The 19074-nt window shown below is 49.3% G+C and carries 15 protein-coding genes; 6 read left to right on the top strand and 9 right to left on the bottom strand.

Translation table 11 applies throughout. The annotated features are described in order from the left end of the window. Positions 1–225: 225 nt before the first annotated feature. The 8 genes from AB1483_00965 to AB1483_00930 all read right to left on the bottom strand — a co-directional run bounded on the left by AB1483_00965 (position 226) and on the right by AB1483_00930 (position 10978). Positions 226–2616: a hypothetical protein gene (locus AB1483_00965; GenBank protein MEW6411024.1), complete on the bottom strand. Its 2391-nt coding sequence runs from the start codon at positions 2614–2616 to the stop codon at positions 226–228. A gap of 361 nt (positions 2617–2977) precedes the next feature. Then, the gene (locus AB1483_00960; protein MEW6411023.1) at positions 2978–3559 is read right to left on the bottom strand and encodes an acyltransferase; all 582 of its coding nucleotides are present in this window, start codon (positions 3557–3559) and stop codon (positions 2978–2980) included. Continuing rightward, positions 3556–4707, bottom strand: a complete 1152-nt coding sequence (locus tag AB1483_00955; GenBank protein ID MEW6411022.1) for a glycosyltransferase — start codon at positions 4705–4707, stop codon at positions 3556–3558. The genes AB1483_00960 and AB1483_00955 overlap by 4 nt, the downstream gene beginning before the upstream one ends. Beyond that, complete coding sequence (locus AB1483_00950) at positions 4704–5867, bottom strand: glycosyltransferase (GenBank protein ID MEW6411021.1); 1164 nt, start codon at positions 5865–5867, stop codon at positions 4704–4706. Before AB1483_00950 ends, AB1483_00955 begins: the two co-directional genes overlap by 4 nt. 8 nt (positions 5868–5875) lie before the next feature. Next, complete coding sequence (gene wecB / locus AB1483_00945) at positions 5876–7015, bottom strand: UDP-N-acetylglucosamine 2-epimerase (non-hydrolyzing) (protein MEW6411020.1); 1140 nt, start codon at positions 7013–7015, stop codon at positions 5876–5878. 47 nt (positions 7016–7062) lie between these two features. Continuing rightward, positions 7063–8214, bottom strand: a complete 1152-nt coding sequence (locus tag AB1483_00940) for a glycosyltransferase family 4 protein (GenBank protein MEW6411019.1) — start codon at positions 8212–8214, stop codon at positions 7063–7065. 15 nt (positions 8215–8229) lie between these two features. Next, positions 8230–9585 (bottom strand): phenylacetate--CoA ligase family protein, encoded by a 1356-nt coding sequence (locus tag AB1483_00935; GenBank protein ID MEW6411018.1) that lies wholly within the window; start codon positions 9583–9585, stop codon positions 8230–8232. A gap of 7 nt (positions 9586–9592) precedes the next feature. Further along, complete coding sequence (locus AB1483_00930) at positions 9593–10978, bottom strand: O-antigen ligase family protein (GenBank protein MEW6411017.1); 1386 nt, start codon at positions 10976–10978, stop codon at positions 9593–9595. A gap of 297 nt (positions 10979–11275) precedes the next feature. On the opposite strand from AB1483_00930, the gene AB1483_00925 reads away from it, so the two are divergent. The 6 genes from AB1483_00925 (at position 11276) to AB1483_00900 (ending at position 17771) form a co-directional block, all read left to right on the top strand. Next, positions 11276–11965 (top strand): hypothetical protein, encoded by a 690-nt coding sequence (locus tag AB1483_00925; GenBank protein ID MEW6411016.1) that lies wholly within the window; start codon positions 11276–11278, stop codon positions 11963–11965. Positions 11966–12071: 106 nt separating this feature from the next. After that, a complete protein-coding gene (locus AB1483_00920; GenBank protein MEW6411015.1) occupies positions 12072–13163 on the top strand; it encodes a GNAT family N-acetyltransferase in 1092 nt (363 codons plus the stop codon). Between the two features lie 57 nt (positions 13164–13220). Next, positions 13221–13925, top strand: a complete 705-nt coding sequence (locus AB1483_00915) for a GNAT family N-acetyltransferase (protein ID MEW6411014.1) — start codon at positions 13221–13223, stop codon at positions 13923–13925. Positions 13926–13962: 37 nt separating this feature from the next. Next, positions 13963–15015, top strand: a complete 1053-nt coding sequence (locus AB1483_00910; GenBank protein MEW6411013.1) for a polysaccharide deacetylase family protein — start codon at positions 13963–13965, stop codon at positions 15013–15015. Between the two features lie 3 nt (positions 15016–15018). Next, positions 15019–16536 (top strand): oligosaccharide flippase family protein, encoded by a 1518-nt coding sequence (locus tag AB1483_00905; GenBank protein ID MEW6411012.1) that lies wholly within the window; start codon positions 15019–15021, stop codon positions 16534–16536. Positions 16537–16619: 83 nt separating this feature from the next. After that, the gene (locus AB1483_00900; protein MEW6411011.1) at positions 16620–17771 is read left to right on the top strand and encodes a GNAT family N-acetyltransferase; all 1152 of its coding nucleotides are present in this window, start codon (positions 16620–16622) and stop codon (positions 17769–17771) included. A gap of 6 nt (positions 17772–17777) precedes the next feature. Here AB1483_00900 and AB1483_00895 read toward each other — a convergent pair whose 3' ends face one another. Next, positions 17778–19073, bottom strand: a complete 1296-nt coding sequence (locus AB1483_00895; GenBank protein ID MEW6411010.1) for a DUF362 domain-containing protein — start codon at positions 19071–19073, stop codon at positions 17778–17780. Position 19074: the final 1 nt, after the last annotated feature.

Here is a 19074-nt window from a genome sequence, read left to right as displayed (position 1 = left end):
CTGCGTTAATTCAAATCGTGTTTTCGGCTGGGTGGCGTCCCTCGACAGCCTGACAACAAGTTCCTGTGTTACTTGTCGTAAACCGCTGTTTTCTCGGATTTGTTCCAAACCTTTTCGGCGCAAACAAATAAAGTGTGCCCACAAACTCAGGTCGAAACAGAATTTGCTGTTTACCAAAGGTGAATGAGAAATATCGCCAATAACAAGCTGCTGCAACCGGTGAAGCTAAGGCTTTACAACTATTTTACCGTTTTGATCTGTCCCCGGCACGAACCACGAATAGACTCCGGTCGCCACCCGGTTTCCAGAAGCATTCGTGCCGTTCCACCGCCACTCGCCAGAGACCCCGGTCATCAGAACCACCGTTTCACCAGATACCGTCTGAATCAACAAATCCACCGGTTGCTGTGGCAGCGTAAAAGTAACATACTCCCCCTGCGTAAAGTGCACCGGGTTGGGGGAGTAGTGAACAATGAAGGCGTCATCTCCCGTATCGGCAATATCCCCGCTTCCGAAAGGAACAATGGATGTAACCGCGGAATAATTGGGAACTTCGTCAAAAGCCCGAAGATAAACATAAAGCTCCCCGATTGGCGGTGAGCTGGCAATGGTATATTCTTCCTGCTGCCCATAAGGCTTCGGATTCCACAGCGTGGTGGCATCGTTCCAGAGCGCCACATTAAGCGGCTGCGATGACCACATCAGTTGATACCCGGTGGCAGTCCCGATTGTACCGTCATCACCGGGGGCCAGCCAGTCAAGCTCAACTGACCCCTGTAGAGTCCCCTGCTCCGCCTTCAGCGAATCGGGCGCCGATGGAGGGGTGGTGTCGTCAGAGATTACGGTTGTGTCGCCCGTACCATCCATATTCAGTCCCAACGTTGGCGATAACTGCGATTTCGAAGACAGGCCGTCAATCGTCATCACTATCGTACTGTCATCGCCGTCCTTGGACACCCTGACTGTGAAATCGTTAAACGAAGTGGAGTCGGCTATACTGTAGAATTCGTGGTCATATTTGATATATGCCGTATCCAAACCGGATGAGTTGGTAAAGCCGGAATATACAAGATTCCCGTAGTTATTCCAGACCGAGACAGCGGCTCCCGCCACACCGAGGTCATTGGTACCCCTGGCAAAGACCCGAAGAGTTCGCTCAAAAGAAATATCACTTCCGGCGGCATTTATATCCCAGTCGAGGTCATCCTCCGGCGCGCCCCGCGAATAGACTAGGTCCCTAATAACGTTAGCGGTACAGGGCCCATTCCAGTCGCCGATATCAAACGCGTAAAATACCTGCGACAACGCGAACAGAGTATCACCCTGACTCAGGAAATTGATACACTTACCGCCATCAGGATAGCCAATCTTACCGCCAAGGTCGGATGCTTCGAAGTAGTTGTTCCGCCAAATATTGCCGGCACTTTGCCAATTATAACCTGTGTTCTCGCCCCTGATACAGATGTTATAACCAGAAGCGGTAGCCCCTCCGCTGTCAATTGCCAGAATTCGATTGTTCTCAACAGTTACGAAGCTATCGCAGAATTGTCCCTCAGAACCGTGGAACTGGTCAATGAACAACATGGCCATCCCCTCAACGGTTGCGTTGTAAGCGTTGGGGTAGAGAGGATGGTTGCTATGACCGACCACAGTGAACTGATTGTTGTAAATCTTTACATGCTTGTTGCTCCACCTTTGCTTGTAGCCCTTTGCGGTAAGATAGGCCCCGTAATGGTCATCCCTTCCGCGATGGATGATTGCTTCGTTATTGTAGATTGATATGGGGTTGTCCTCCGTACCCGCTGCATAACATATTAGAAATGCCCCATCGCACCCCTCGTTTTCCACACCCGACAGTATCACGTTATCGTGAAAAGACGTGCCCGGTGATAGTATCCACGTAGATATGGCAATCGCATTAGCCGATGTATAGCAGACCTGGTCCCACGGGTCGCCAGGATAATAAAGGTCATTCTTTGCATCCACCATGAGGGTGCATGACGCGATTTCCGCTTTGCCCGACAAATAAACAGCGGCATGATACGATTCGACATAGCAGTTGGTTATTGTCGCCCCCAAAGTGGAATTGGCCGGCAGATAAATTGCCGCCCCATCGAACGAACATCTGCTCGTGAATCCATGACCGTGATTAATTATCCTGCAATCAGATATAGTCAGATTGCTTATCGTGCCATCCGCATGCGAATAGTTGTGAGTGTTCCAGCCATTAATCTGCATGTCGACGAATTGAATCGTAATATCCCTGGTCAAACCACCAAGCGTTAGGACATTGCGACAGTTGTAAACCGAATCAGCCCGAACTGTTCCTCCACCGTGTAGTATCAGCCCATGATTTACGGGGTCCCCGATTATGTTCAGGTTGGTCCTATGGTAAGAAGTGTAGACGCCGTAGACGCGGTCACCGTTACCAGTTCCAAATTCGAGTGTGTCGTCTTGAAGGTCAATCGTGACATTATTGGCCGTAACATATATTCCACTTCCTGTCGTGCTGATTCTGCTGGAGTTAAAAGTAATTGTGTCGTAGGGGGTCGATGCCGTATAGGGAAGGTCACTTGACCCTATTACTACCTGCCGGGCATCAAGTGATGCCGGCACGGCTAGTCCAATAAAGATCCCCGTCAGAACGAGAGTTCGTATCGATAACCGTCCCGTCTTAATTTTCCCAGTAAACATTTTTAGTCACCTCATGCGGTTAAGAATTAGCAGCCCGGGCAAGAGAGCAACCCCGCACTCTAAATTATTCGGTTTGGGGTTCTGAACATCCCATAGCTTATATTCATATTTCGACAAAAAGCATACGCAATTATACTGCCATTTCGGGGGCAATATATCGAGGCCGAATACTCATTGTACGCCAAGAGCTTACAATCTCGCCCAGCTCGTCCGGCTAAACATCGAGAAAGACAAGTGGTCATTAAATGAACAAACCACAAAAACAAAATACAATCGACGGTAATTAGCCCCGCTCTTTGACAACTCTGGCCGGATTGCCCACTGCTACCGAATATTGTGGAATCTCCTTGACGACAATACTTCCGGCTCCAATAATCGAATGATCGCCAATATCGGCCATTATTACGGTGCGGTCGCCGATAAACACGTTGTTACCTATGCGCAAACGATTGAAACTATCGTGTCCGTCCATGATGTCCCTTGATGGATCGTCAAAGTTGTGTTGCCTGCGGCCGGATAATATACTGATGTTGTTTGCAATCACCACATTCGCACCGATATCGGCCAATCCGATAATGTTGTACGCCCCAATGTAGAAATTCCTGCCTATTCTCGTCTGTTGTTTGGAAATATAGGAGCCAAACATGATGTGGCCGGTGAACGAACATTCACTCAAGGTAAACGAGTAAAAGGCAACCCTGAGATAGGTGCCGATATAATCAGGGACCAGGCTCACCAACTGAGCGCAGCCAATAAAAATCCTTTCACTCCGCAGAAGATATAAACCTGCCCAGGTTGCCAGAATTAACGGCGAGACCAGAATAACGGCAATCCCCTTGCTTATCAACTTAAGTAGTTTTCTCATCGTTTCGTAAAAGCCCCGCTGGAGGCATAGCGCTCATACAGCTCCTGATGCCGCCTGAGCGCGGCGGCGCGCCCGTAAGTCTTGTGAGCATGGACTCTTGCCTTTTGCCCGAGTTGTTTCCTCATCTCAGGATCTAATATAAGCTGTTCAATCTTTTCGGAAAAATCCTTTTCATCGCCGCTCTTGAATAAAAGCCCGTTCCCTTCGCCGAGAGCCTCGCGATTTCCGTCGACATCCGAGGCCACCACCGCAAGCGCGCAGGCCATGTATTCGATTATCGAGTTGGAAAGGCTTTCCCCTTTAGAACACAGCGCCGCGATATCCATAGCCGCCAGTACAGGCAGGGGGTCGGTCACCTGACCGGTCAATTTCACAACTTCGGTCAGCCCGTAGTCTCCTATTTTACTCTCCAGCGCGCCCCTTTCTTCACCCTCGCCAACCATGACGAATCTGGTGTCCGGATGACCGGCGTGGACAATACGAGCTGCCTCCACAAAGAGGGAAAGGTTTTTTATCTTACGCAGATTGGCTACGATTCCGATAAGTATTTCTTTGTCCGTGATCCCAAGTTCTTCTCGGCACTGCCGCCGAAAGTCTTTATTCAGCCGCTCATATTTCTCAAAATCGAGGCCGTTGTAAACAACGTGCACCCTGGCCGGGTCCAGCCGCTCGACATCGATGGAGTAATTGGCCGTGAATTTCGAGTTCGCGATATAGCAGGTTGTCATGCGCCGCAACACTCGCAGGATCCTGAGCCACATGGGCGTGTGCCAGTAGCCCATACCGACATTTCGCCGGCTGGATACAATGACCGGCACCCGCGAAAAAAAACCTGCCACGGTGCCAAACAGGTTAGCATCGACGAAAAACGTCTGTATTATCTCGATTTCATTCTTCCTGACATATTTCCGCAATTGCAAAAAGGCCCTAACTGCAGAGAATGAGGCGAGACTTTTGAGTCCCAGAACGGTAACCGGCACGCCGAGTCTGTTCTCATCGAGCCACTTTGAACCGCGCAGGCAGATCAGGTGCGGACTGAACCTGCCGCGATCGAGATTATTAAGCAGCAGCAGCAGTTGCTTTTCCGTACCGGCCGAAGAAGTGGCAATGGTATCTATTATGTAAGCAATGGTGATTCGTGGTGTCATCTATCGCTCGCCAAAACCTTTTGTCGTGCGCGGATTGATTCCGTAAGTTTGCGACTCTGGTTAGTCCAGGAATTCGCTGCCGCAATCTGTTTTCGCCGATCCCTGCGCTCGGACGAATCCTCCTTCAACGCCTGTTCTATCCGGGCGATGAACTGCCCCGATGTATCGCCGAAGTAGACCTCAGAACCGAACCTGTGCAACTCCGGCAGAGAGGTGGAAACAACCGGAATCCCCATCGCCATATATTCCAAGAACTTCACGGGATTTACAGCCTTCGTCAGTTCGTTGATCCGGAATGGGATGATGCCAACATCAAAACGATTAGCATAGCTCGGAAGCTCGATGTAAGGAACCGCATTCATCCTTTCAACGTTTTTGAGCGAAAGCAGTTTATCGAGGTTTACTTCCGCTCTACCTATGAGCACTATATGCCAGTCAGTTCGCTCATACGCGATATCATATATCATATCAGTGTCGACCCATTCGTCCAACAGGCCGAAAAAACCAATCACAGGTTTGGTATTTCTGCGCCGCAAATCTGCGTTGGCGCGGGCCGCGAAGTGTGAGTAATCCACCCCGTGAGGCAGATATTCGATTTTGTTCTCAAAGCCGGTGAATTTCGATTCAAGATACCGAGCCGTATAGAATATGAGATCACAGTCGGCTATAAGCTCCGATTCAAGTCGCTTGATGAGGTCTTTATTCGTCCCCGGCATCAGTGTATAGTCATCAACACAGTAATAAATCTTGAAGAACTCGGGAAACGCCCTGAAAAAGTCTACAACATGCGGATGAGAGCTGAAAAGCACCGCGTCTTTCCTCGCCGCGTCACCAACGACATTCAATATTTTCCGCTCGACAGCAAACGTGTTAAGCTTGCGAACAACACGGCTTCCGAAGTAGGGAAGAATAACAGGTGAGATTACTGTAAGATTGGGGTCTGTCGAATGCCCGCCTCCCGGGGTGTCGTGTGTCTTAAGTGGGACCCAGGAAATGAGCTTCTCCACACTTCTTTTCATGTCATTGACTGTCAACCTGGGGGCTCTGGCTCCAATCGTGTTGACCCACACGACACGATTGTCGTTCAGTAACTGTCGGAAGAGGTGTTCAGAACTGGATGGGTGACGGTCCCAGTCATCTGAAAATACAATAAAATCCATCGGTGTCTCTATTCCTCCAGTGGCCCAATCGGATTCGAAACTGGTAAACCAAAATGTCGGCGAATACTCTCCACTATGCGGTTTGCTGCTCTTCCGTCCCCAAAGGGGTTCCTGCACTTGGTCATGGTTCTATACGCTACTTCATCCGTGAGGAGTCTGCTGACCTGTTCAAATATCCGGTCCTTATTTGTGCCGACTAATATCCCGCCGCCGACTTCCACAATCTCCGGTCGTTCGGTTTCATCTCGCATGATCAGAACAGGTTTCCTCAGGCATGCGCTCTCTTCCTGGATACCGCCCGAGTCGGTCAGAATTATCTTGGATCTCAGCATATAAGCAATCAGTTGATGGTAATCGACCGGTTCGATTAGGTCGATACGCACATTATTGCGGAGCTTGCCGTCGACCACTTCCCTGACCCGGGGATTCGGATGTACCGGAAACACGACCCTACAATCTGTATGTGAATCGACAATCTGCAAAATAGCATCACAAATGTTCTTCATCGGTTCGCCGAGATTCTCGCGCCGGTGTGCCGTGACAAGGATGGTGTTGTCATTGGAAGATGATGATTCTAATGCTTTCAAGCTGGGGTTGCGCTCAACCATATACCGCAGGGCGTCCACAACGGTATTACCGGTAAAGTAAATCGTGTCGCAGGGAATATTTTCTCGCACAAGGTTTTCCTTTGCCCGAATGGTTGGCACGAAATTGAAACTGGCCAGTCGACTAATCATCTGGCGATTCAACTCTTCGGGGAACGGAAAATGCAGATTGAACGTTCTCAGACCCGCCTCAATATGACCCACCGGAATCCTGTGGTAGAACGCGACGAGTCCGCCGATAAACGCGGTGGTTGTGTCCCCCTGAACCAGCACTATGTCCGGTCTTAAGTCGGCGAATACTCTATCAAGTCTGGCGGATATCTCTGATGTGATGTAGGACAGTGTTTGATTCGGAATCATTACGTCCAGATCGTAATTGGCGACAATACCGAATTCGGACAGAAACTGATCCGACATCTCGCGATGCTGGCTGGTCGATAGCACCAAAGATTCGAAGTCCCCATCCTCCGCAAACGCCCTTACGACGGGTGATACCTTTATGATTTCGGGTCTCGTGCCCATTATGGAAAGCACAGTCTTCATATTCTATTGCCGATTCTCCTAGACAAAATAATGGTTGTTGTTGTCTGTCATTTGTTACCGCTCTCAGACTTCATTCTCGCTAGCTCCTCATACAGATTGTTCAGTTTGGCGGTCTGGCTTGCGAACGAGAAGTTTTCGGATACGTGCTTAAAAGCTCTGGCGGTCAGTAAATCAATAGCGTGTCTGCCTTTTAGAAACCTGTTTATGGCGTTGCACAGTGAACCCGGAGAACCGGGTTCTGCCAGAAAACCAGTTTCTCCGTCCGTTATAAGCTCGGACACCCCCCCCACATCAGTCGCAACGACGGGACATCGCGCGGCCATCCCCTCCAAGACAACGTTTGGCATAACTTCACTCAGCGACGGATTTACGAGTAGATCAGCATCATAACAGTAATCTCTCCAGCTTCTATCGAATCCGGCCAGGACGACCTTCGCACTCAGGTTCAATCTCTCAGCCAGCTCGATTAGAGAATTGCTCATAACGCCGTCACCGAAAATGACGCAAAAAAAATCATGGTGTACTGTTTCGAGTTCCTTCAAGGCCAGTAGCAGTTGCCTGTGACCCTTTTCCGGCGATAGCCGTCCGGCGGCGATAATCAAGAGTGTATTGCCTCCAAGCGAGTACTTTTCTCTGAGCGGCCGACGGTTCTCATTCATTGGAATCTCGACGGCATTGGCGATGTATCTAATCCGTTCCGGGGCAATTTGCAACTGCGTGAGTTCACGCCTCTTATTATCGGCTACCGTCACTATTATCTTTGCCCTCTTGAGAAAGCACAAATCCAACTTATTGTATAATGCAACCTTCCAGTTCTCAGAGGTCCATCCCCGAACGTACATTGCTTGAACAACAGGCGTATTCTTACAGGCGAAGTATCCAACTATGTTTGATTTGTAGCCGTGAGTAATCAAAATGTCAATTTCCTTTTCGAGAAGCTGACGTTTTAGCTGCGGGATGATCGAAAAGTCTAACAGATGCCTGTGATTAATTTCTATCGCCGGAGTATCGGTCTTGTTCAACTCCCTGATTAAATCGTTGTCTTGTTTACCCTCTTTGAATGAACCCACAGTTATGGTGAATTGAGACTTGTCGTAATATCTGCAGTGAGTTAGCAATTGCTTTTCAGGGCCGCCTACGAATTCAGAGGCTATTAGATGAAGGACATTCACCTTGGTACTTTTCGCTTCACTGTTCATCTAGCTCCTCGCTCCTCAGTTCCCGCGATTGCCGCGCAACGGAACATTGCATATCGAAAACCTGTATTTACCCCGTGCAGTCTGTGGAATCGTTTCAACAATTTCGATTTTGTGCCGCATCCGCCGACCAAAAAACGTCGGGACCTTCTCACTGATCGTCTGGATGGAAATATCGCCGAAATTGGGGCCTTTGACAACTTTGAACACGAGTTCATCGATCTGGTCCTGGACTATCTGAACTTGTTTCACGCCGGGGACGTGAATCGTGAACGTGTCCAGAATCGAGATTCCGGATATCATTTTGCCCTCTGGCGTTATCAAAAAATCGGAGGTGCGTCCGTAGACTTTACCCAGACGTGGCAACCCTCGTCCACAGGGGCACGGGGCTGGAATTGTCGTGGCCATATCCCCCACCTCGTATCTAATCAGCGGCATCCCATAATTCCACAGATCCGTTATTACGAGTTTTCCGGGGTTAACTTCATCGCCACCTATCACTTCGACATAGAGCCCATCGGCGTTTATGTGAAGACCCTCGTGCTTTTCGCACTCGGATGCAACAATGCTCAGTTCTTCACAGCCATATCTATCGAACACTATTGGACCAAAAACCTCCTCGATCTTTGCGCGCTCGGAATCATAGAGAACCTCCGATGTCGAGATTATGCTTTGAAATGGCAGATCGGAAATACCGTTTTCCTCTGCAAACAGCGAGAATACATACAGAGAATGGGCGTGTCCCATCAGTACCGACGGTTTAAATCTCTTTACTCTTGCGACAAAGTCCAGCATGTAAGCCTCGTCCAGCTTGAGCGTGTCCAGGTAAATAGTCCGATAGATCAGACTGTTCAGCAACCGCTCTTTCCATGAGTATTTCTTGTCGGTATCACCCCAGATGGCGGCGAGTTTGTCGCCGGTTCGGTAGTTGGCCCAACTGTTATGTCTTCTGGTCGCGGCGAGTTTAAGTGTCATCGCCTCCTTGTCAACGTACAGCCGCAGTGGCACTCCAGTGGAGCCACCGGTGCGCTTGGCAAAGAGAGTCGCGGGCGGGTATTCGTCGGAGACCATGTCATTCAGGTTTGCCCTGATATCGTCTTTTGTTAGAACCGGGAATTTGCTGATGTCGCTCAGGGACGTTATGTCAGTTGCCCCAACGCCGGCGCTACCGTAAGCCCTTCTATAAAATGCCGAGTGTGCTACTGCATAATCAATCATCTCTCTCAACTGGGCTAATTGCCGATCGCGAATTCGCTCGGCCGACCAATGCTGACTCTTGTAAAGGTGTTTGAGTTCGCGGCCCACCCTGCGCCCCTCCTTGAGGTCGTACAAAGGAGTGAAGACGGTCGCGGACAGATATTTAATCAGATCCATTGTTCAGTCACCGATCCTCATTTTTTTGGGCGACTATCAGCCCCATGACCACCGTCAGGCCGGAAATAATGTACCAATTATACCTGAGCAGATTATGGCCAGCCAGGCCAAAAAACAGCAAAAGGAAAACCTGCATTTTCAACGAAACAACCAAAAACTTGGTATTACGGTCCAACTCCTTATCGGCAATACTTTCTCGACTCAGTTGCGCTAATCCCTTGAATAAGTAATATAGCCATAGAATGAAGGCAAGGATACCGAACAATCCCAGCTCGGCGATGAGCTGACCATAGAGCGAATGCGCCTGGAGCCAGCCACGATTAAGAACCATAGCCGCCGCGGCTTGATAACAGCCTATCCCATAACCGAGAATCGGACGGTTAATGAATAGCTCGAACCCCTTCTCGAGCCCCTCTATTCTGCCTCGCGCCGATGCCGACGCGCTGGTGTCCGATTCCAAGTCGGTTGTGCTCAGAAATCGTTCCTGATACGCGGACGGCATGAGGACCCATGCAAACGCGCTGAACAGGACCAAAAGGAGTAAATTGACCAGCCTGTTTCTATTGTACCAGATAATAAGTAATGCCATAAAAAGTACGCCGGCCATGCCCGTCCGGGAGCCGGTAAGAATGACACACCATAACATTATACAGGTACCAATAAGCAGCGATACACGCATCAGACGCGTCCTGTGTTTTTTATACAAATAGTACATGAACGGCAGGGTGTACACGATTGTCGCCGCCAGCGAGTTTGGGGCTCCGTAAGAGGTATCGAGGCCGATCGCCCTGACAATCCCCATTTCATAGGAAGTGATGCCGCGGTAATAGTTTACAACGGAAGCGACGGCGTGAAAAACCGTGGACAAGGTCACAAAGGCGATAAGGATGGCCAACTGTCTTTGTGTTTCAGTCAATGACCTTATAAACCAGTACACAATAACCAGTCTGAGAACAAGTTGCCAGGATTCCCACGCCCTGTCGATCCAGATGGCAAACGGAACTGACATGAAAGCAACCGCCAGAAAGGCGATTATCCCGTAATCGATAGGCTGAAAGCTCAGCTTGAGTCTGTCTTCGAGCCGAAATTTCAGAAACAGCGCGATAAATAGAAGAACGGCTGTTAGTCTTTCCAGCGGAACTGGCATGTTCATCAGAACACTGACAAATTCCTGCGGCCGGATAAGAAAGAAAGTGAGGTATATAAGAAGTCCGGCGAACGGCTTTTTAAGGACAAGAACGACGAGAGCTACGCCAATCGGTATGGCGACCGGTACGATATTGAACGGTTCCGGCAGGAACAGCCCCACTGTCAGTACAAGGCAGACAAGAAAGTAGAAAAAGTACTGAATCCCCTTTGAGGATATGTAACTTTTTTGTGTGAGCTTAGCCATCCACTCGGAATTTGCCGCTATTTTCCGTTATTGTCAATTATTCAATTACTGCTATGAGAACAACGGGAACCATACTGTTGTTCAGACAGTTAGGACAGTTGTCGATAACGCTGAAAGGCGTCCTCGGGCCGTGAAAATTTATTGACAGAGGTCGCCCGATTGAGCTTGTTATGAGCACAAACCTAAAAAGGGCAAAAGCCTGACTATATAATGGGTTCTGAAAAGGGTGAGCTCTTTTTGTGAAAAAAAGCAGTAATTAGTCGAAAGTCATATTGTAATCGGTGAGTCGTTCGCAGTATGTTCGAAAGATTAAAGACCAAAGTGAGAAATTTCAGGGAGGGATACCGCAGAGAGGGTTCCTGGTACGTTCTTCATGCCATAATGTGGCGCGTTCCCTCCTGGCTGTTCTATTACAACCACTCCGTATTGGCCGAAGCGGTGCAACCGAAATTGATCACGAGACAGTACAAAAACTATACCGTCGAGGCCGCCGATGCCGATGATATTGATTCAATTGCCCGGCTTGAAGGGTTTCGCAGAGAAAAAATCGTATCGCGACTTGAGGCCGGAGATACGTGCTATATGGTGAAAAAAAACGGCCTGGTGGTTGCGACCAGTTGGGGGCGGGTGGGAAAGCTGTTCTCTGTTGACTCCGGCGCGCGCATTGATACCGGCGATGATGCGTATTTCCTGTATGGTCTGTTCACGGCGCCGGATGAGCGCGGTAAGGGGTTGCATGTATCCTGTCTCAAGGCAAATTATGAGCACTATGTTAAAGCAGGGCGGAAACGCGCCATCGGGATCATCCATTTCGGTAACGTCGCCTCAATAAAAACTCATCAGAGTATGAATTTCGTCGTGTCCGGCGAAACATGCTACTTGAGGCTGCTGGGGATTTCCGTCTGCTACTATAAAAAATGGCCCCACAAAAGAAATAAACTCGAAATAATGCTCAAAGTACCTCCAGCGGGCTTTGAATGGGTGTGAATCGACGCAGGGCGAAGACCGGGTAAGCTCAACGGTTTCATTAGGTTCAACAGCATACACGGCAGTACAATACCGCTTCGAATAGACAAAACCGGTGACTGAAAAATTGCGCTTCAAACTTTTAACGACATTCGAAGAGTTCCTCTTATTGAAGGAACAATGGAACCGGTTGGTCGAGGCGACAGATGTTGACCATGCGTTCATGAAGCACGAATGGTTCGAGTGCTGGATAAAAAACCTGATGCCAGAGGGAAAGCTGGTAGTTCACACAGCCTGGGAGAACGATAGACTGGTCGCGGTAGCCCCACTTCAAATAGTATGGCAGTCCAGAAAAAAGATACCACTGAGGATACTCTCATTTCTCAGATCCAGCATCACACCGAGGAGCAACTTTATCATCGATAACTCAATCGACTCGAACGCTTTTTTTGATTCCCTTTTCGCGATAGGGGGATGGGACATTGCCGAATTCAAAGCCATGGAGGCGGGGATTCCAGCAACTGCAAAATTCATGGATTACGTCGAAAAGAACCTCAATTTTGTTACGGAAGATGGCTTGCAGTCTCCTTTCGAAGTAAATGAAACCGATTGGGAGACATATCTGAAAAGCAAATCGAAAAATTACCGCAAGAACTATCGCAACTATCTCAATCGTCTGCAAAATGAGGGCGAGTACAAGATTTTGAAAGTCGAGAACTCCTCAGACTTCGAGCGGTGGTTTGAGTCGCTTGTCGAGGTTTCGGGCCGAAGCTGGAAGTTTGCGGAAAAGACCGATTTGAAATCGATGCCGCAGGTGGCTGATTTCTACCGCGACTTCAGCATTCTGACTGCGGAGAGTGGGTTGTTTGTTGCCTACCTGCTTGTTATCAAGGAAAAGCTCGCGGCTTTCTCCTATTATCTCAGGCATCGTAACCGGCTGGTGGGCATACGGTGGGAATACGATGAAGAGTACGCTTACTTCATGCCCGGCATTGTTCTGCACAATTACTGCCTCAAGGACTCCATCGACTCAGGACAAAAATGGGAGTATGACTTGAGCGGGATGGTGACGGAGCATAAGGGAAGACTGGCAGAACAGATCCGAAAACACATTGACGTAACTGTCGGCCGGCCCGGCCTCTTGGGTAAATTGATTATGTTTTTCAAAAGATTGCCCTTGTCCGCCAGAACGGTAAAGCATGACACCGCGGCGTCGTGATGGTTCAACGCGACGGCATGACCGTCGCCGCAAACGATCATGCGGCAGGTATATGATATGATAATTGAGTTCTTCAGAAAGCTGTGGCGCTTTGGGAAAACAGTAGCAGGCCACGTTCTCAATGGGGAGTTTGCGCTCGGAGTGCACGCTATCTCTGGTGTGCTGCCGAGATGGTTGCTACGATTTAATAAGGGGACGCTTCTATACACCGGGCATTTTGAATTCAGCGGCCGACTGAACCCTGACATACGAACAAAACTGGCCGACTCATCGGATATCGATGAAATTAATCGGATTAGCGGTGTGCGCAAAGATCACATTCGACAAATGATGGCATCCGGGGCCGTCTGTTATATGGGAAGGCTTGAGGATGGTTCATTTTCGTCAATTGCCTGGTCGGCCTTCAATAAGTGTTTTGTTAGAGGGTTGGGATATGCCCGTGATTTTGGACCGACCGGACACTATACTTTTGGTTTGTACACTCTGCCGGAGACGCGAAAAAAGGGGCTCAACATGGCCCTGTTCTCAGAAAGCGTGAAACATGCTAACGCGAAAGGATTCAGTGACCTGTTCTCAATAGTGGAATTTACCAATCGGTATGCTCTTAACTTTCATTTGAAGTGCGGCTATAGACCTCTGTCCCAAATTACGTACCTTAAGATATTTTGTCTGAGATTGACCGCGGACTACGATATCCTGGCTGGTAAATCGTCCCTTAAACTGTTTTTGAGGGAGCCGCGGGGAGACGTTACTGTAATTTGACGCATAAGCTGACATTCCGCACCGGAGACCAGAGATTGTGAACAGACAGTTCTTTGTAAAAATATTCGCTTCAGCAGCATACTACCTGCGTCTCTGGCCGCTGCTGTATGCCCTGTATCCGGTTTTCCGTCGCAAGCGCCTTTTAATCGTAATGACTTTCCATCGCATAGTCCCTCAGAGCAAAACTACAGTCTTCATGACCAACTATGACCGGGGGATGGACAGCGTACAATATGAATCTCTACTACGACAACTCAAGCGTTACTTTGATTTCATCAGTCTGGACGACTTCATACGGTATGTGAAAGGTGAGGTGAAACCAGCAAAGCACTGCGCCCTGCTAACCTTTGATGACGCCGACCATGATCTGGTAGAATTCGCTGTGCCAATTCTTGTGCAGAACAACTGGCCTGCGGTGATTTTCGCCCCTACGGCTTATATAGGCACAGACAACCGGTTCTGGCACCTGAAACTGACCGATATGATGAGTAAAATTGATGATTCCCAATGGCAGAACCTGCAGTCGAACAAGCAGGTCTTTCCGGCCGAACTGAGGTTCGTGCTGGATAAACATAAGACTTTTGACGAGTCGGCAAGGCAGTCTATCGGTCGGGAAGTCATTTACAGTATGAGCGGTCTTCCGGACGATAAGATAAATGAAGTCGTCGAAAAACTGCTAACCATAGTAGAGGTACAATACTCTCTTGATGTCAGGTGCATGGACTGGCCCCAATTGGGCGAACTTGAAAAAAATGGCGTTTCTATCGAATCACATACGGTATCACATCGTAAGCTGGAATTTCTCTCGGACAAAGAGGCGTTCTCGGAACTCACCGACTCTCGCTTTGCGATTGAGGGAAATTTGAAAAAGACTGTCAGAGCGTTCTGCTATCCGGCAGGATCATACAATGAAAGGACCCCGAAGCTTGTTTGTGAGGCCGGTTACGATGTTGCATTCACGAGCCGGTTCGGTAAGATTCATTATCCTTTGAAAGACCTCGGCCTGTTTAAATTGCCCCGTATGAGCTTGTCGGGGAATAAGAGAGCCAATATTGATTTCGAAATAGGAAAATTATTGTTTCGCGGTTAAAGTATGAGAACTCCCAGAGAACGGCTTGGTTCAAATATATTCTCCAGTTGGGTTGCGACTGCTGCATCGGCAATCATTGCGTTCTTCATGAGTCCTTTTCTGGTGCACACGCTTGGCAAGGAGCAGTATGGCATCTGGGCTCTGGCTCTTTCGATAATATCCTATACCGCTCTCATAAACGCGGGGATGAACCAGACTCTGTCACGCTACGCCCCGAAGTATTACGCTTCCGGAGATGATTTCAATCTCAATCAGGTAGTCAATTCCATCTTTCTCATATTCAGCATCAGCGGGCTCTTGGTACTGGCGGTAAGTGCGGTGGTCGCGTTTTTACTGATCGATTTTTTCAATATCGAACCGCGGTACCTCGATATATCAAGACATGTTATATTGCTCGTAGGTCTGAATCAGGCCATTTCCTTCTTCTATGTAGTTCCTTCTGCCTTGGGTCCGTTTCACAGGTACGCGCTGACCAATGCCGTGGAAATAGGCAGAAATATTATAGGGGCCGCCGTTACAGTCTATTTTCTTATGACCGGTCATGGTCTGTTGGCTTTGGCGACAATCACCGTCGTTATGACCCTGTTGTCCTCACAAATAAGGACCATGATCCGAAGCAGGCTTATTCCCCAGATTCGATACTCGATAAAGTATATTACCAGACTGAGAATCGCCGAAATGCTGAATTACGGGGGAATCAGCTTTCTGATAATGACCGCCTATCTGGTGATATTCAACACTGATAATATTGTCATCGGTCTTTACCTCTCCACTACCGCCGTTACGTTCTACAGCATCGCCGGAAGTCTCATGGGCTATATCAGGGTGATTGCCCATGCCGTAAGTATTCCTCTGGTGCCGCTTGTCAGTCACCTTGACTCCACAGCGGATATGGATGAAATAAAAAAGCTCTTTTACAGCACCGCCAGGCAGCTCTACTATATCTACGCAGCAATTGGCGTTTCCATTCTGGTGCTGGGTGACTCCTTTATATACCTGTGGATGGGAAATGAATTCGGCAGCACTGTCACGGTACTGTGGATTCTCATCGTGCCAACGTGTGTATGTTTACCATTGTCGACGGCCAGTTCCGTGCTGCTGGGCATTGGCAAACACAAGAAATTATTCTATCTGCTGGCGGTAGAAGCGGTCAGCAATATTGTTTTGAGTATAATTCTTGTTCAGCGATGGGGTATATATGGTGTCGCCTGGGGTACAGCCATCCCACAGATTGTTATATACGTTCTGGTTTATCCGATTATGTTCCATAGAATAATTGAATCTGATGTCAAAATCTTCTATAATGATATCGGTCGCGTTGTCTTGTTAAGCGTATTGACGGCCTTACCACCGGCCTTACTCCTCGACAGGTTTGTCGCAGTCGACGGTTGGCCGGGTCTGCTGATTAAGAGTGCTGGGGTGGTTATCGCCGTGATGACGGTATTCTGGTGGAAACTGATGAATCAACAGCAGAGAGAGCGGTTACTAAAAAGATTTGCCAGAGGGCAAGCCAACCGGTAAATGAGTCAAAAACGGCAAGGGATATTCTTCCGCGTGAGGCCGGGGAAGGGCCGGAAGAATCAAGGTGATTGAGGATAGATAAGATGTATCAGGAAATAAGCGTAAAGTGTGTTCGGGATATTGATCAACTCGAAACTTACGCAGCGGCGTGGGATGAACTGACTGCCCGTTGCCCTGAACAACTCCCGCAGAGTTCTCACGCCTGGGTGTCGACTTTTTTGAAATATCGTCTTAAACCTGAGCAAAGATGGTGCTGTCTGATAGCTCTTCAGGGGACACAATTTGTGGGGGTCCTGCCCGTTATTATCAGCCATCGCAAGCTGATGGGTTTTTCCTGTACGGAACTTCGTACACCCGGCGACAGCCATACGCGTTCGGTGGCCCTGTTGGCAGCGCCGGAAAACGAGGCTCAGGTGGTCAGGGCCATCATCTCTTCACTCGACGCGGTCGACCCCAAATGGTCCTGGCTCTATATGGAACGGATACCCGTTTTGTCTCCGGCGGTAAAATGTCTTTATAGCGGTGGCGGCAATGGGCTGGGCTACCATGAACTCGCCAACCTGGGTGCGTTTCTGCCGACAGTGGGCGTATACGCGGATTACCGAAAGAGTCTCAAGCCAAAATGGAGAAGTAATTTGACCAATTACTCCAACCGGTTGAGCTCTTACGAAAATGTTCGCTACGAGTGCGGTGAGGTACAATCGACGGGTGTCGACGGCCTATCGAGATTCTTAGAAGTCGAGAATGCTAACTGGAAAGGACGTGAAGGTTCGGCAATCGCAAAAATACCCGACCTTGTGGAGTTCTACATGGCTCTCGCGGACCGGCTTTCACGGCGTGGTTGGCTTCAGTTACACTTCCTTGTTGCCGAAGGCAAAACAATTGCTGGTGCGTTTGATATCAAATGCGGAAGATCTCTTTTCGGGCATAAGATGGGATACGACGAGAACTATTCGAAATGCTCTCCAGGGAATATACTTCTTGAGTGTGTTCTGAGGCACGCGTTCGAATCGCCACAGATCGATCGAATGGAACTGATTAGCGACCCTCCCTGGGCTCAGAACTGGAATGTCCAGAAAAGAGAATTTCATCATGTGTGGTTCTACCGCAAGAGAGCGGTGCCTCTCTTGTTGGGATACTTTCCAAGGATTGTGCGCAGAAAACTTCGGCAGATTTCATTTCTGAGAGCGGCAGTGCGTTATGTCCGCAGACTAATAGATCGGCCAGCGGCGTAAACCGAATCAACCTTCGTGTACCGTCATAAGATTCGGATCGGTAGTGCCGCCAATTTCTCGGCGGCATTCTTCGAGAAACTGATTGAAATTGCCTTCGGGGTACTCAGGGTCGTTCTTTTCCAAAAGCCATTCTCCCGCGTTGGCGGCGAAGGTCGCCGGAAGCAGGATGTTCTTTGCGGCCCACCAGTCCAGAGCGACAGGATCGGTCGAAGCCAGCACCGTATCGGTCGGAGCCGCCATAGCCTTGTCAACCCGCGAACCCCAGCCAATCCGAATAGCGGTGATGATATTCAAGTCCGCCCTTCGCACCGAAGCCATGAATTTCCCCAGCACTCCCCCGGTGTAGCGGAAACGAAAGACCGATGGATGAAGATACAGCTCATTGAAGTAAGGCATTTTTCTGAGAGCATGCCTGTGTCTGGACATGAATTTGAACAGCCCTGAGGCGCCTATGTGATGGGTGTTGTAGAATCCGTCCGGCTCAGGCCCGGGGTAGCCACAACTCATATCAACAACGCCCATGAAGTTTTTGACCGATGCCGTAACTCCGGAGTAGCCGGAGTGATGGTTCATGGCCGAAAAGTTGATGAACTTCACGGGTTGCCCCGTATAACCGCCATCTTTGAACGCCCCGCTTTTCAGGTCTATCGCGACGCCGCTGTAAGAGGAAGTGAACACCGGATAGGCGAGGAGGCAGCGATTTCCATGAGGACAGGTGTAGTACAGATCGCGCGGCCATATGTAACCGTCACCTTCTGAGGGGTGGCTGACCACGCTGTTGCCGAAACCATCCATCTGAAGCGGCGTCGGGTTGGGCCCGGCGGGGTTCCAGTGATATTTCGTTACGTTGGCAAAGCCCCGATTGTTAAAATATTCGACCAGTTCGTTATAGTTGAACCGGCCGTTGCGGTCCTGAGTAGTCCAGGCGCGCGAATTCAACTCTTTGCATTGGTGGTTATCGGCAATTATGATTTCTCCGGCGAATCCCGGTATCTCGAGTACCGCGGTGATGAATTCCGCCATAATATCGGTATTCGTCATGCCCTGGTGCCACCACTGGCTGTTCGGTTTCAAGACGACGATATCATCCTTATCTATCAGAGCGGATATTCCCCCAAGGGATTCGAGCAGGCGGCGCGTAATCGCCGCCGGGTCCGGTCCCGTCGATTTGAATATTGTTGCCGGCGTATGAGGCAGAGCCACGCGATCATCCTCCTGACTCGAACATCCTGAGAGCGATTCAATGTAGAGCGCCAACGGAAGCGACCCAAGTAATTTTACAACTGTGCGGCGTTCAGTCATC

The sequence above is a fragment of the Candidatus Zixiibacteriota bacterium genome (assembly GCA_040756055.1).
In the GTDB taxonomy this organism is placed as follows: domain Bacteria; phylum Zixibacteria; class MSB-5A5; order GN15; family FEB-12.
The sequence above is the reverse complement of the archived record's forward strand: the minus strand, read 5'-3'. Positions and strand labels throughout refer to the sequence as shown.